Source organism: Flavobacterium sp. GL_143, assembly GCF_057834355.1.
Map to the genome: position 1 here is coordinate 3,611,973 of NZ_CM174401.1, position 14,630 is coordinate 3,626,602.

Sequence of the window (14,630 nt, forward strand, 5' to 3'; positions counted from 1 at the left end):
TACTTCCTAATATAATTTTATTTTCTAAGCCTAAAAGCGCAACTGTATTTGTTTGTGATACAGTTGTGTATGGTTATTTCTTTAAGGTTTGTCATTATATATGCCTTATTATAAATAATAGAAAGTTCTTAATGTTGATTAAAAATAATGCGTAAACTCCAGATTTATAGTGCGAAAGTTATTGATAGATTATTCCTTTTTGCGAAGTATAAAAATAAGATTATAAAAACATCTATAAAAAATACTTTGCAAACATTAAGTTTATTTGACGAGCAGAAAAGGCAAGAATATCTTTTGGCTTTGAACGAAGTTGTAATAAAAGAAAAGATTTTTTTGAATAGAAATCTTGTTATTCGTGATTTATCTAAAAAAACGAGTATTCCTGTACATCAACTTTCTATTTTGATTAATACACAATACAATCTTCGTTTTCAGGATTATATTAATAGTAAAAGAGTAAGTTATTTTATAGACAACTTTGATCATAATTTGACTATTGAAGGAATGGCTTGGAATTCGGGATTTAAATCCAGAACAACTTGTTTTAGGGCATTTATAAAACATACAGGAAAATCTCCTTCAGGCTACATTAAATTTATAAAAAAGAGTTGTTGTTAAGAAGATTTTATTTCTGTATTATAAATATTCAGAGTATTCTTCATAGAAAATTATATAAGAAAAATCAATTATTTATATTAGATGTTTTAGTTAAGTATTCACTTTTGGTACGATTGTTTCTTTTTGATTTGTTATTTAAATTAAATAGTTGAGGTTAAATTGTTCAGATGAATGAAATTATAAAACGGGTGTTTTTATGAAAACATTTGAACATTTTTGTAGCGCAGATCTAGATTGGGTTGCTCATTTTGCAGCGCAATTTGGAGCTAAAATAGAAGGGAATTTTATAGTTATTCCTAAGGAGTGTCATTATTCCGGAACTTGTTATTTTCTAGAATGTAATGAAGGTATTGTTGCGTTTTATGTAGATGTAGTTCATAATATTGATTTTCAGGTAACCCAAAAGAATGTAAAAGATGATTTCGTTGCGATGTATTATAATTTGACAGAAGGAGAAGTTTCTATTTTAAAAGATGATATTGTATATGACTTAGGGCTTTGGAAATATAATTTACTAATCATGGATGGTGCCTTACAGTCAGATTTTTATGCTAAAGCAGGAAGTAAAATTTATATGCTTTGTGTTTTTATAAAAAAAAACATCTTACAAGTTTTTGCTCAAAAGAATAATATTCCTTTTGATAGTATTAAAAAAAAGAGGAATCACGAAGATAGGGAAATTGTAAAATTTGACCGAATGAGCAACGAGAGTTATCATATTCTGAACGATCTACGCAAAATAAAAGTTGGAGGAGCAATATTTGATTTAAATCTAAAAGGAAGTGTTCAGTTATTACTTTCAAACTATTTAAATAAATTATCAAAAAAAAGAATCATCCTCGAAGAAGTTAATAGAAATGATTTTAATGCTATCATTTCTAGCCAAATGTATTTAATGGATAACGTAGAAAGTAATTTTCCCACGATTAAAAAGCTGGCTTTTAATGCAAATATGTCCCTATCAAAATTTAAAGTTCTTTTTAAAGAAATAACAGGAACTACGCCAAATTTGTTCTTTATGAATAATAAATTGCATAGAGCAAAAGAACTCCTTGAAGGTAGACAACTAACGATATTACAAATTTCGGATAGATTGCATTTTGGAAATACGTCCTATTTTGGGGCAAAATTTAAAAAGTTTTTTGGGATATCTCCCAGTACTTTTATCAAGCAATTATGAGATGAAAATCGTATAATCATCTTTGCAAAATACAAGAGGGTTTATTCCTGATTCTTTCGTGAAAACGGACTTCTATTTTTATAAAAATGGATACAATGTGTATAATTTTTACACAAGTTGTATACTAATTATACACAGCTAGTATACAAAAACTATCGTAATCGCCTCAATTTCTATTTAAAAGGACAATGGCACGGGGCTTGCTAAATTGGGATTTGTCTATTCTTTACAAACGAGAACAAGAAACGAAAAAGGATGGCATTTAGATAAAAGCCTTAATATAGAAAACGATAGTAATACAAGCATGAAAACTGAAACAATTTCAAAACAATTATTCTCTACAAGCAGCAATACAGGTAATAGCGGAGATTCATTAACAGGTTCTTTTTTTCGTATTAACGATAAATCATTCGCAAAAGCGATAAAAGAAACATCAAGTCCGTTAGGGATTATGGTACTTATCAGTACTTTTTTATTAATGATTGCTGGAGCTTTCTTAGTATATAAATTTCAATCAGACTTTGACCAATTTCATATAGACAGAATAAATTCTACGTGGGGATATCCATTTTTGGTTATAACGACAGTCTTTTTTCTTTTTAAAACGGGTGTTTTTCTATTTAATTTATTCCTTTATTTTAAATATAAACCAATAGAATCTGTTACAGATGAGTTATTGCCAACTTGTACCATAATTGTTCCTGCTTACAACGAAGGTAAACTGGTTTGGGATACTTTAGTAAGTTTAGCAGATAGCGATTATCCTGAGCAAAAAATGCAAATACTTGCTATTGATGATGGTAGTAAAGATGATACTTGGTACTGGATGCAACAAGCAAAAGTAAAATTAGGAGATCGTTTATCTATCTATCAGCAGCCTAAAAACCAAGGAAAACGTCATGCATTACACCGTGGATTTAATCTTGGTAACGGAGAAATTTTTGTGACTGTAGATAGTGATTCAGTAGTAAAAAAAGATACAGTAAGAAACTTAGTAAGTCCGTTTATTACAAATAAAAATTGTGGAGCCGTTGCAGGAAATGTACTTGTTTTAAATAATAAAAAAGCAATACTTCCTAAAATGTTAAATGTAAGTTTCGTAATGAGTTTTGAATTCATGCGTTCTGCCGAAAGTGTATTAGGATCTGTACTTTGTACTCCTGGAGCTTTAGCAGCTTATCGTAGTGATGCCGTATTTGCATGTCTTCCGGAATGGATTGATCAAACTTTTATGGGACAACCATCAGACATTGGCGAAGACCGTGCAATGACAAACATGATCTTAAAACAAGGACATGAAGTATTGTTTCAAAGAAATTCATACGTATTAACAAACGTACCCGAAAATTATACTGGTTTATATAAAATGTTCATCAGATGGGGAAGAAGTAATGTGCGTGAAAACTTAATGATGGCACAATATGTTTTTAAAGATTTTAGAAAAGGATCTAAATTTGGTACAAGATTATTATTTATAGATCAATCGCTTAAAATTGTTATGGCATATCCATTCATGTTATTTATGCTGTTTTTTATAGTAGTACATCCATTATTGTTTTTAGGATCTACGCTTTTAAGTATATTGATTGTGTCTAGTTTTTCGGCTTTATTTTATGCCAAAAGACATAATGTATCAGAGTCATTCTGGGCATATTCTTATAGTGTGTTTTACACCTTTGGTTTATTCTGGATTACTCCTTATGCAATTATTACAGCAAATAAAAGAGGTTGGTTAACACGTGGTTTATCTGAAGTTAAATAGATAAAACGATTGTGATTTTATAAACTCAAACGAGTTAAAATATTTATAAAAATATTTTAACTCGTTTTTTTATGATGTTTTGTTTTTTATAGTTTAACCTGTCTGAGCGCAATTAATTTTACCACATAGGAACATAGATTTTATACTCTAAAAAAAAAAGGCGTTTCACTTATTTAAAATACACAAAGCTTAGCTATGTGAAAGAAATGAATCTCTTTTTACATTCTTTTTACATTTTAAAATCTATCCCGAAGCGCAATGCCATTAAGTTAAGCTCTTTTTTAGTTAATTATGTTTATTTGTTTTCTCGCAAAGACGCAAAAGCGCAAAGATTTTAGGATTGAATTTGGCGGCTTGGCGACTTTGCGAGAGATTTATTCAGTACAGTATCAAAAGGCTTTTCTTAACTTAATGACACTGTCCGAAGCGTCGGGACTATGTGTTAAATAAAATTTCATGAATTGTATTTCATGAGTTAATTTCATCTTTTACCAACTAGTTAACAATTACTTTTTAGAGTGTTTTTTATCTTCGCCAAAAAATATTTTAAATTTAGATTATGAGATCTTATTCAATTTCATTGCTTTTTTTCTTTTTCATTACATTGTCAAATGCGCAACATCATAATAGTAGTACAGATAAACCGTCGACACATGGAATGCTGATTTTTGGTAAAGAAAAAATTTATGCTTCGCACTTACCAATGTTTCATTCTCCACATAATTATCAAATTATTTTGGAACTAGAATTGGATAGTAAAACAAAGCAACTATTTGTAGAGGATCAGGAAAAGAACCCGGATTATAACACTTATATGATTGAGCCCGAAGAATTTGTTTTGCCAGATATGATTAACAATCCTAAATCATTTAAAGCAAATCTTTACAGAGGTCATTTTGAAAGAGGTGGGAAGAAAATAGTTTCGGATGTTGTGATAACTATCAAACAAGTGATTTTTTATAAAAAGTTTAATCTAGATGAAGTAAAGTCGGCTACAACTAATTTTATAATTTTTGGTAATGCAAAAGAACAATTTATGGTTCATGAGCTTACAAATAAACCCGATTTCGAGCAGATTTTAGAAGTAAAAACAGATTTGACTACACTTATAAAAAATGAAAAATATAGTTTAATCAATGTGAATAAATCTGAAAATAGTCCAGTTGGAGTAGCTGGAAATGATATTCAGGTTGATGCAAATGGAACGAATTATTCTATTACTCTCTTAAAACAATTGTATCTGGAATTTGATGATTTAAAATAATCTTCAATAAAAAGAAAATAACTATTTCCCCAACCATATAAGTGATGTAAGTTCATTTAAGTTTTGCCGAAAAGACCAGCTTATATTTACTTACATCACTTATATGGTTAAATTAATTACTTTAATATAATCGAAGGAGTTGTTTCTCGTATAAAAATTAATGCATCAAAATCAATACCGGGCTTCATAGGTAATGCTATTACATTAGTCCAGTTAGAGTATATATTGGTTATGTTGCCATTTGCATTATAAAAAGGACTTTCTTCGGCAGTATCAAAGGCTACAAAGAAAGTAGGGAACTTAGCTTCTGCAAACAACGCCGAATAAGATTTTGGTTGCGCTTCAAAACTGTGTTCTACATAATCATTGCCGTCTAGAACAGTCACTTTTCCTTTAAAAGTATCAAAACCTATTGCGTAATATTCATTACCATATTTCTCTTTTACATGATATCCCATTCCTTTTGCTTTAGGCATATTGGTATCTTTTGCAAAATGGATATTGTGTCCCCAAATAATGGTTTTGGCTTTAGTTTCTTGTTGGAAATCGATAAGATTTTCGGCCATAAATTGATCTCTGGCCAAAGGATTAGATAATAATGTGCCTTGGTATAAAAGGGATATGTATTTTTTAAATTCGTTAAAACCTTTAATTGTCGATGTGCCTTTAAGTTTTACTTCGGTATTTAAGCGAGAAATAATTCCCGTTTCATCATCAGATAATTCATATAGAGGAAAATCTGGAGTTGTTATCTTTTTTAAAACTGGTATTGCAGCTGATCCATTAGTATAAAGAGACGCATTTTTTGTTAAATAAGCAGAACAAAAGTTGGCAGATGCATCAATATCAGACTTGATATAATTAGTGTCAAAACCAAAAAGATTAACTTTATCCTTAGGAGTTTTGGAGGTATTATATGTCTTTACCCATTCAAACAAATCATATATTTCTTTTGTATTAAACAATCGCAATGGTTTCATGAGTTGTTTTAAATCTCCTTTTCCAGTTAATAAATAAACATTAATTGGTTCTATCGCCGAATATCCAAACTCAAAACCAATCGATTTATATTGGGCATTTGTGATCAGATATTTGATAATACGATTCTTCTCGGTATAAAATTCATGAGTTCCGTGAGAAGCTTCTCCCAGACCACAAATTTTGTTATCCTTAAGCAGATTGGTTAACTGCGAGTAATATGCCTTATTGTCATTCTCATTGTCGGTAATTGGTAATGCATGAGAATTTATCCAGTTTAGGGATTGTCCTTGAGCAAAAGTGCAAACAGAAAAAAAGCAACTGAACAAAACGGAGTAAAGGAGGTTTTTGGTCATATAGTAGTTTTTGATTACTAAAATACAAATAATAATTATATGATGTAATGCAATACCTTTTGTACTTTAATAATTTATTTATGCTATTGACCTGTTAACTTGAAAATTGCAATAAAAACTAACACAACAGCATAAGTGATGAATAGCAAATGGGTTGTGGTCATTTTCATTCTTATTCGAGCCAGTCTCTTTAATTTATTACGATGCAGTAGTTTTTTTTGTTCAGGATAGTTGTTCATAATGATTTAGATTTTCATTATTGAAGCAAACATAATACCTGTAAATTTTGTAATGAATTAAACTATTGTATGTTAGTGTTTTATGTGTTTTTTTAATGCTTTTTTATAAAATGAATACTATCAAAATGATATTATGTTTCTCAAAATGGAATAGTTCCTTTTTTAATTTCCTTTTATCCTATTTAAGATTCCTTGCATTAAGGCTTTTCCATCACGTTTTTGCTTAGGAACTTCTTGAGCCTTTAGTTTTTCGTTTTCATCCTTAAAAACATAGCTAAAGGCAAATTGAGGCTGTTTGGGATCTTTAGTAAGCAAGCCAAAGCGCAAATCATTAAAGTAATACTCGTTATCTTTTTTGGTTACAATAAACCATCCTTCGCTCACTTTTTTTAAGGTTTCAAAATCGGGATTGCCAGTAAGCTGCTGCGATAAGGTATTATTTTTTTCATAACGTTCAAAAGTTATCGGCTGGCTATCAAATAAGGAATAATCGCCTAATAGATATGCCTCTTTTGTAGCCACATTAGCATTCCATAAAATGCAATTAAAGGCAGTAGGTTTTACAATAAGATCACTATAAGATATATGCTGTTCTTGCAATGCATTTTTAAATTGTTGTAAAGCATATAATTTTAAACTACAGGTTACCAAGAGATAAAACGAACTAATATATATTCCGCGTAAAACATATTTTTTTCGCAAAGCGAAAGTAGGTTTGCGCAATCCTATAATTAAACAAATAAGCAACGGAAGCGTATATAAAGGATCAATTACAAATATAGTTTTTAAGGCAATTCGGTCGGGTAGAGGCCAGAAAATTTGTGTTCCCCAAGATGTAAACATATCCAGTAATACATGGGTAAATAAACACCAAAATACTAAAATAGTAGCACTACGAAAATTAATTTTCTCTTGTTCGATCTTAGAAATAAACCAACCTAAAATGGGCGATAATAAGCCAAAAAATAATAAGGAATGACTTAATCCCCGATGAATAGCTACACCATCTACAGGATTTAAAAACTGCCCAAACAGAACATCTAAGTCTGGTATAGTTCCTAGAATTGCACCATATAAAATCGTTTTTCGTTGCAATTTTTCACCCGCACATAATTCGGCAGTTGCAATTCCTAACACAATTTGAGTAAAAGAATCCATGAGTTGTAGTTGAACAGCAAATTTAAACAGAAAGATCTAAAGTATTAAAATGTTTTTCAACCGTAGCGGAGTGGAATGTTTATAGCCAATATTGTCTATAATGGGACACAGATGATACGGATTTACAAAAGTAAAGACGCGGATCAAAACGGATTTCTTTCTTTTGTTTTTAAAAATCCGTTTTTTATCTGCGTTTTCGCTTTAGCGAATCTGTTTTATCCGTGTTCCCTAGGCAAAGAAGTGGGTTAAACTTTGTCACAGCAGTTTAATAAACCAATGAAATCGGGAGGCTTTATTAATAAATTAATTAATAACAGTAAGTAGATTTTTTTTAGAGGATAATACTTAAATTTGATTACAAAATCTACATTATGAAGCGAATTATATACGCACTTATTGGTTTCTTTACCATTGGTATTTTACTTTATACAGCAAGTACTTATTCTGAAGAGAAGAAATCTAAATCGCTTCTTCCAGTAAAAAAAGAATCTCAGCCAGGTATCATATTAAGCTTCGATGATAATTATATTGATGATTGGTATAATGCCGAAAAGCGACTGCGCCATTTAGACTGGAAAGCGACTTTTTTTATATGTAAATATGATTCTTTGAACGCTACGCAAAAGAAAAAGCTACACTATTTGCAAGATATGGGACACGATATCGCAGCACATGGATATAATCATGAAAATGCACTTAAATATTCGGCTAAATATGGAATCGATAAGTACATAAAAGAGGAGATACTACCGCTAAAAGTTGCTATGGATAAAGACGGGTTTAATTTGCGCTCATTTGCCTATCCTGATGGAGCACGCAATGCAGATTTGGACAAAGAATTATTAAAATATTTTGACATTATAAGAGGTACAACTTATGGTAAACTTTATCCCGAATCACAATATTGTTATTATGAGGGAAACAGAGTTATTTATGGTTTGGGTATAGATGATGATTACAAGCAGTTTGACGTTGCGTATTATAAAACTCTTATGGATTATGCAAAGAAGCATAATAAAATAGTTGTTTTTTATGGGCATAAAACAGTAGATATTGCCGATGAAAAAATAGAAACACCGCTTGCAGCTTTACAAGAAATATGCGAGTATGCAAAGGTTAATAAACTTAAGTTTTATACTGTAGATGATTTGAAAAACTTATAAATATAAGATATTGAAATAAAACAGCAGATGCTAAAATGTTTTAGCATCTGCTGTTATTAATTAATACTATTTAAAATGTTTGATAAATTAATTTAAACACATAGAAACATAGATTTTGTATTCTTAAAATAGGCGTTTCACTTATTTTAAATGCACATAGCTATGTGAAAGAAATATATTTCTCTTTCTTGTTCTTTTCTGCACACTTTGACTATGTTTCTATATGTTTAAATAAGATTTTAGAATAAGATTAGAAAATTAAGCTTAATGACTTTTGCTGTTTTCAAAACCAAGAATCGTAATTCTGTATGGAGTATTAGATACTTTTATTTTCTTTACAATTGTCATATTAGATAAACTCAGTTGCAATAATTCTCCTGTAGTTGGAGAAGTTATATAAGCAAAATTTTCTGTTAGTTGGATTTGAGGTTTCATAGTCGCATCTTTTGCAATTTCAGCAATTACTTTTCCTTCTTTTTCAACTTGCAGCGTAGTTAAATTGAATAATTTAAATTCACCACTATTTAATAAAATTCCTAGTTTACTCATGTTGTAGCTTACTTTACATTGTGCAATAGTAGCACTTTGTATAATTGGCTTAATTGTTCCGTTGATAACATCAATTAAGTAAGCACCTTTCTCAGCAGTAAAACCAATAAATTTCCCTTGAGCTTTTGTTTCCAAAATACTTCCAAACCATGCTGTTCCAAAACCTTCAGGAAGTGCAATAAGTTTTTGTTTTCCTGAACTTTCAACCACAAGAACACCACTTGCTGAACCAAAAACAGCATAAGTTCCGTCAGATCCATTTCCGTGGATTCCTTTTGTAGAAATTGTAGATTCAAAAAGAGTTTTACCTGTATTATCTATAATTTTTACTTTTTCAGGGAGCGTTCCTGCAACCGAATTATCTTTTTGGGTAATAGCATAAGTTCCATTAGTAAAAGTTGCCATAGCACCGTGATGAGCCAATAAACCTGCATTAATTACTTTAAATTTTGCTCCAGCTGTATTAACATCAGCTTCTTTGGCTACAGACAATGTTCCATCACCATCATTAAAAGTTAATAATTCTCCTATTTTACTTTTAAAATGAGTTGGCATAGGCGATTGACCTGTTAATGCTCCAAACTTAGGAATTCCGTCTACATCAACATGATCGCCATGACCTTCAAATCCGCTGTCAAAAGTTTCTACAGTATTATCTGCTCTATGAATAATTCCTGCATATCTACCTGATTCTGTTGTGTAAATAGTTGATTTTGCAAATTTTGCATTAAAGAAACTCGAAGTACCATCAACTGGATTTACAAGAGTAATTTCTGTTGTTTTTTCATCAGAAAGTAATACTCTTAAATACTTATATTCAGCCAAAGTTTCCTTTGGAGTTTCAGTAGTATTATCATCATCGTCATTGCTACAAGAGATTGCAAAAGTGGATAAAGCAAATAAGAAAATCAGTTTAAAATTAGTGTTTTTCATTGTAAATGGGGGTTTAAGATAATATTTAGATTAGTAATTAACAGTAATAGGCATTGACTTATATACATTGAGATTGTAGGTTGTATTTTTATACAAAACCACCCAGTTATATACACCAGATTCCCATGCTTTTTCGCCAGTTATTGGGTTTGCATTAGGTAGGTTAGCATCAGTTGCAGCACCGATAACAATTTTTTCGCCGCCCCAAACATCATTTATCTTTTGCAAAGTCGAAATCTTTGATGCTGCGGCAAGACCTTTATGCTCGACTTTAGAAATCACGATTACTTTTTTAAAATCTAGATTGTCAATGCTTTCAGGATGATAGTTGGCGCTTTTTTTAATTAGTACAGAGTATAATATTCCATCACCTTTAATCTGACTTATCTGAGCATGAGCCGTTAATATGTCATCCTTTTTAAAGATTAGCTCAGGTTCAACCCAAGTTCCCATATGATAAATTAAAGTTTCGTTGCGAGAAATCATATCTCGACCAATTAATGGATCAGTAGGTAAATTTGCAGCATCGACAATGGTAAAATCTTCTTTAATTTCCAGTTTAGAACCATTGCTGTCCAATACTGTAAAGAAAAAGTCATATTTACCTTCAGGAGCTTCATTAGGAATATTAAAGTGTTTATGTACCGTAGTATTTTTTGCACCAACATATTCAGCCCAACTTAGTTCTAATTTCCAATCGCTTGCATATTTTTCTCCTTTTTTAGGAAGTATTTTAAGCTGCACGGCTGCAATTTTATCTCCAGCTGTGACATCGACGTTAAAGTGAAAATCGCGACCAATGACCCCTTGCTTATTATTGGCAGAACCAATTTCAACATTTGTCATTGTAGGTTTTGCAACTTCTGGGGTAGTATCATCGTCATTATTACACGCTGTAAATGCGCCAATAAATAGTAAAAACAAGGGGAATAATTTTGCTTTTTTCATAGAGGTTTTTGTTTGTTTAAAAGGGTTCATATTATTTTTGATTATGTATTAAAAAGGGAATTTTGACTGATAGAATAATGTTTCTGCTTGCTTCAGGGAGTTCTATTAATCGATAAAAACTTGTATGATTTAAATATTTAGCATTAAATAAGTTTTGTACTTGCAGTGAAATGGCTAAATCCTGTTGTCCAGTTCTTATTTTTGTTCCCAAGGCAAGGTTGAAAACATTGCTGCTGGCAGTTTTCTTTTCTGGAGGAACAATTTGGTTTTGTTCGGCAGTAAAACGATAATCTAAGGAGAAATAAGTTTCTCTTAGATTTTTTATTTCCGGACTGTAGGTAAGCCCAAACAAAACCGATGCAGGAGGAGAAAAGGGTAGGGTATAGCCTTTTTTACTGCCCGATAATTGTTCGGAATAAAGATATTCTACAAGAATTTCACCACTTAAACTTTTTAAGAATTGATAGCGCGTTTGCAATTCACCTCCATAGCGCATGACTTTGCTCTGCTCATATTCAAAAACCTGATTGCCTGCTCCATAATAAATATCATGTTGCGAAGTAGGGTTTAGGTAGATGTAATTGGGGAAATAATTAAAAAACGGACTTAGTTGTACAGACCACTTATGATCCTGCCATTCTAACCCAAGATCTAACTGATAGGATTGTTCGGCAGATAAATTTGGATCTCCTTTTTCGAATCGGAAATAATGATAATTTACACCGTTTGAAGCCAATTCTTTAGCAATCGGCATTCTGAAACTAGTTCCTGCATTTGCTTTCAAAGAGAATTTTTCCAGATTGTAATTAACTCCTGCCGACCAGGTAAAACTTTTAAATGTTCGCGTAAGCTCTTCCGAACGTTCTAAGTATTCAAAATTTGTTTGCCCATTAGTAGTTACTTCACTTTCAAACCAATCTGTGTATTGTTTCATTTTAATTTTTCCATAATCCAATCGTAGCGCAGCGTGCAGCAGCCATTTTTCATTGAGCTGAATTTTATCATAAGCAAATGCTCCAGCGTTCACTTGCGTAAAAGCAGGAATTAGGAAACTCCAGCCACCAATTTTATTTTGTTGCAATTCTGTATTTATTCCAACAGTAAACTGATGATTGCCCAATGAGAATTCATCTTTTGCCGAAGCGGAGAAAACTTCTTTATCATATTGTCGCTCTAGATCTTTTGGAGCATACATATCATCGGGATATATAGGCGGCATATAACCATGATTAACATAATGACTCCATTCTCGACGAAAATTCTTTTGAAAGCCTATTTGAGTTTCCAGTTGATGTTCGCCCAATCTAAAAGAAGTAGTGTTACTTATCTTGGTATGGTTAACTTCCTGATATGGCATTTGTATATCACGACTAGATTTGTCATGAAGTTCTGTATCTACATTTCGAGGTTCAAGACCATGAGCATTGGCAAAAAAGCCAGTTTTACTATATACATTACTTAGGTACATAACCGATTTAAATTTCTCACCTATATATCCTGTACTTACATGCATATCTAGTTCGCGTCCAGCGGTATTGCGTAAATGATTTTTATATAAAGGGACAGCATAATTATAAACCTGAACAACATCGGTAGGAACACGATAATCGCCATAATCCATTGTAGTGATTCGGGTATCAAAGAACCATTTTTCATTACGCCCAAACAGGTTAAAAGAACCGCCATATTGTTCGTTATTGCTTTTGCCCGTAATATCAAGGCTTCCGCCCAAAGTATGTTTGGCAGGGACAGGTAACGGTTTTATATTAATGGCGCCGCCAATAGCATCAGAACCATAAATAAATGAAGATGGGCCTTTAATGATTTCTACACGATTTACAGCATATTGGTCAATTTCGAGTCCGTGATCTGCACCCCATTGTTGCCCCTCGTGTTTAATACCATTCTCGACAACAATAACCTGATTAAAACTTAATCCCCGGATAAGTGGTTTTGAACCTCCAGAACCAATAGAAATAGTCTTTACACCAGGTAATCTTTGGAGCGATTGCATCAAACTGCCGCCAAGATTGCGCTGAATAAAACTACTATTTACTACATCTATGCTAAGCGATTCTTTCTTGTTAAGACGCGTTGCATAATTATCTTTTATTACTACTTCTTGTAGTTCTTTAACTTCCTGATGTAAGATAATATCTGGTTGTACATTTGAGTTTTTATCTAATGAAAGTTCAATTTCAGATTTGATATAACCCGAATAACTAACAATAAGTTTCTTTGAGTCTTTCGGAATTTGATTAAAGTAATAAACGCCTTCTTTATTTGTAAAAGTGGTAATAGATGAGGGGTAAATCGTTACGGTTGCAGCTTCTAACGGTTTATGACTATTAGAAAATACGCTACCTGATATATTGACGGTTTGTGCTGATACTTTCGTGAAAATAACAGCGCAAAAGAGCAACAGATAAATAATCCGTAATCGATTTGATTTATATTCGTTCTTCAAAGTCACTTATTTAATTTTGATGCTTAAGCCTTTAATTGTTTGCCAACCTTCTTTATCGGTTAGGCGAATAAGGAAATGGTAATCTCCGGGATCAATATCTGTCGGAATGTTGATTTCCTGAGTTGCCTCGTAGCTTTTTAAATTTTCGGGAATAGTGACAGAATTGATATAAAGCAATGGTTTTACAGGTTTTTTTATAGCTTCAGGAGTACAATCATTTACTTCGGTACTATGGTTATGATGGTCGAAATTATGGTGGATATCCAAGCTATACGATCCTAATGCCGAGTTGTCGGTAAACTTAGCTCTGAAAGTAAATTTTTGCCCACGGATTGCTTCGCTACATTGTATCGGAAATGCATTTGCTGCCGATATATCGATAACAGGGTATTCGGTATCAATTTTAGCATCATCGCTGCTATCACACGCTGTTAAGATGCTGACTAAAGCAAAAGATGCCAGTACAAGTTTTGAGATTTTCATTTTGTTCATATGTATTAATTTTTGGTTACAGAGTAGGGGAATGCGCTTTTTTAAATGACATAGCTATACGTAATGTCAACTTAAAAAGGAGCACAGAAGGATATATTCATAGATAATTATTCTATGAAATAAGGATTGTTTTTAAAATGGAATAAGCAATTAAGCAGTAGTAAAATCTTAGCTTTTTGAATAAACGAAACCCAAAGACAGATCTATAGAACTTTATTAAACATATAAGTCATTTAAGAAAATATAAGTTTTATAAACACTTCGTTTATATTAACTTACATAGCTTATATGGTTAGTTTTTATAGAAATTGTTATAGAAAAGTGGTTTTAAACCATATAAGTCATTTAAGGAAATATAAGTTTATAAACACTTCTTTTAAATGAATTTACATAACTAATACGATTAGCTTTTGTAGTAACATCTAAAAGAAAACTATTAAAAATGGATTATTGCCAAGTAATTGATTTTACTTTAAATTGTAGGAGGCGCTCGAAGAGCAAATAAGGATCCCTTAAAGAAATA

Annotated in this window: 11 protein-coding genes; 5 read left to right on the forward strand and 6 right to left on the reverse strand. The window is 31.6% G+C overall.

Annotation, left to right across the window (positions count from 1 at the left end):
* Positions 1-147 precede the first annotated feature (147 nt).
* From AC3IPI_RS15485 to AC3IPI_RS15500, 4 genes are all read left to right on the forward strand, one after another.
* Positions 148-618: a helix-turn-helix domain-containing protein gene (locus AC3IPI_RS15485; RefSeq protein ID WP_489153854.1), complete on the forward strand. Its 471-nt coding sequence runs from the start codon at positions 148-150 to the stop codon at positions 616-618.
* Between the two features lie 196 nt (positions 619-814).
* Complete coding sequence (locus AC3IPI_RS15490; protein ID WP_489153856.1) at positions 815-1,798, forward strand: helix-turn-helix transcriptional regulator; 984 nt, start codon at positions 815-817, stop codon at positions 1,796-1,798.
* A 304-nt stretch (positions 1,799-2,102) separates the two neighbouring features.
* Entirely contained in the window at positions 2,103-3,560 is a 1,458-nt protein-coding gene (locus AC3IPI_RS15495) for a glycosyltransferase family 2 protein (protein ID WP_039114121.1), read from the forward strand.
* 559 nt (positions 3,561-4,119) lie between these two features.
* A complete protein-coding gene (locus AC3IPI_RS15500) occupies positions 4,120-4,824 on the forward strand; it encodes a hypothetical protein (RefSeq protein ID WP_489153858.1) in 705 nt (234 codons plus the stop codon).
* Between the two features lie 116 nt (positions 4,825-4,940).
* Here the strand turns inward: AC3IPI_RS15500 and AC3IPI_RS15505 are convergent, their stop codons facing one another.
* Complete coding sequence (locus AC3IPI_RS15505; protein WP_489153860.1) at positions 4,941-6,158, reverse strand: erythromycin esterase family protein; 1,218 nt, start codon at positions 6,156-6,158, stop codon at positions 4,941-4,943.
* Positions 6,159-6,559: 401 nt separating this feature from the next.
* Complete coding sequence (locus tag AC3IPI_RS15510; RefSeq protein ID WP_489153862.1) at positions 6,560-7,555, reverse strand: metal-dependent hydrolase; 996 nt, start codon at positions 7,553-7,555, stop codon at positions 6,560-6,562.
* A 371-nt stretch (positions 7,556-7,926) separates the two neighbouring features.
* Between AC3IPI_RS15510 and AC3IPI_RS15515 the strand changes: the two genes are divergently transcribed.
* Entirely contained in the window at positions 7,927-8,718 is a 792-nt protein-coding gene (locus tag AC3IPI_RS15515; protein WP_489153864.1) for a polysaccharide deacetylase family protein, read from the forward strand.
* Between the two features lie 264 nt (positions 8,719-8,982).
* Here the strand turns inward: AC3IPI_RS15515 and AC3IPI_RS15520 are convergent, their stop codons facing one another.
* From AC3IPI_RS15520 to AC3IPI_RS15535, 4 genes are read right to left on the reverse strand one after another with little or no spacing between them, the layout of a single operon-like run.
* Entirely contained in the window at positions 8,983-10,200 is a 1,218-nt protein-coding gene (locus AC3IPI_RS15520) for a hypothetical protein (RefSeq protein ID WP_489153866.1), read from the reverse strand.
* Positions 10,201-10,230: 30 nt separating this feature from the next.
* Entirely contained in the window at positions 10,231-11,148 is a 918-nt protein-coding gene (locus tag AC3IPI_RS15525) for a DUF4625 domain-containing protein (protein WP_489153868.1), read from the reverse strand.
* 31 nt (positions 11,149-11,179) lie between these two features.
* The gene (locus AC3IPI_RS15530) at positions 11,180-13,615 is read right to left on the reverse strand and encodes a TonB-dependent receptor (RefSeq protein WP_489153870.1); all 2,436 of its coding nucleotides are present in this window, start codon (positions 13,613-13,615) and stop codon (positions 11,180-11,182) included.
* A gap of 6 nt (positions 13,616-13,621) precedes the next feature.
* A complete protein-coding gene (locus tag AC3IPI_RS15535; RefSeq protein ID WP_323490966.1) occupies positions 13,622-14,107 on the reverse strand; it encodes a DUF4625 domain-containing protein in 486 nt (161 codons plus the stop codon).
* Positions 14,108-14,630: the final 523 nt, after the last annotated feature.

Coding starts and splice junctions, on each gene's coding strand:
- AC3IPI_RS15515 (WP_489153864.1), top strand. CDS start 7,927: ATGAAGCGAATTATATACGCACTTATTGGTTTCTTTACCATTGGTATT.
- AC3IPI_RS15490 (WP_489153856.1), top strand. CDS start 815: ATGAAAACATTTGAACATTTTTGTAGCGCAGATCTAGATTGGGTTGCT.
- AC3IPI_RS15505 (WP_489153860.1), bottom strand. CDS start 6,158: ATGACCAAAAACCTCCTTTACTCCGTTTTGTTCAGTTGCTTTTTTTCT.
- AC3IPI_RS15525 (WP_489153868.1), bottom strand. CDS start 11,148: ATGAAAAAAGCAAAATTATTCCCCTTGTTTTTACTATTTATTGGCGCA.
- AC3IPI_RS15495 (WP_039114121.1), top strand. CDS start 2,103: ATGAAAACTGAAACAATTTCAAAACAATTATTCTCTACAAGCAGCAAT.
- AC3IPI_RS15500 (WP_489153858.1), top strand. CDS start 4,120: ATGAGATCTTATTCAATTTCATTGCTTTTTTTCTTTTTCATTACATTG.
- AC3IPI_RS15535 (WP_323490966.1), bottom strand. CDS start 14,107: ATGAACAAAATGAAAATCTCAAAACTTGTACTGGCATCTTTTGCTTTA.
- AC3IPI_RS15520 (WP_489153866.1), bottom strand. CDS start 10,200: ATGAAAAACACTAATTTTAAACTGATTTTCTTATTTGCTTTATCCACT.
- AC3IPI_RS15485 (WP_489153854.1), top strand. CDS start 148: ATGCGTAAACTCCAGATTTATAGTGCGAAAGTTATTGATAGATTATTC.
- AC3IPI_RS15510 (WP_489153862.1), bottom strand. CDS start 7,555: ATGGATTCTTTTACTCAAATTGTGTTAGGAATTGCAACTGCCGAATTA.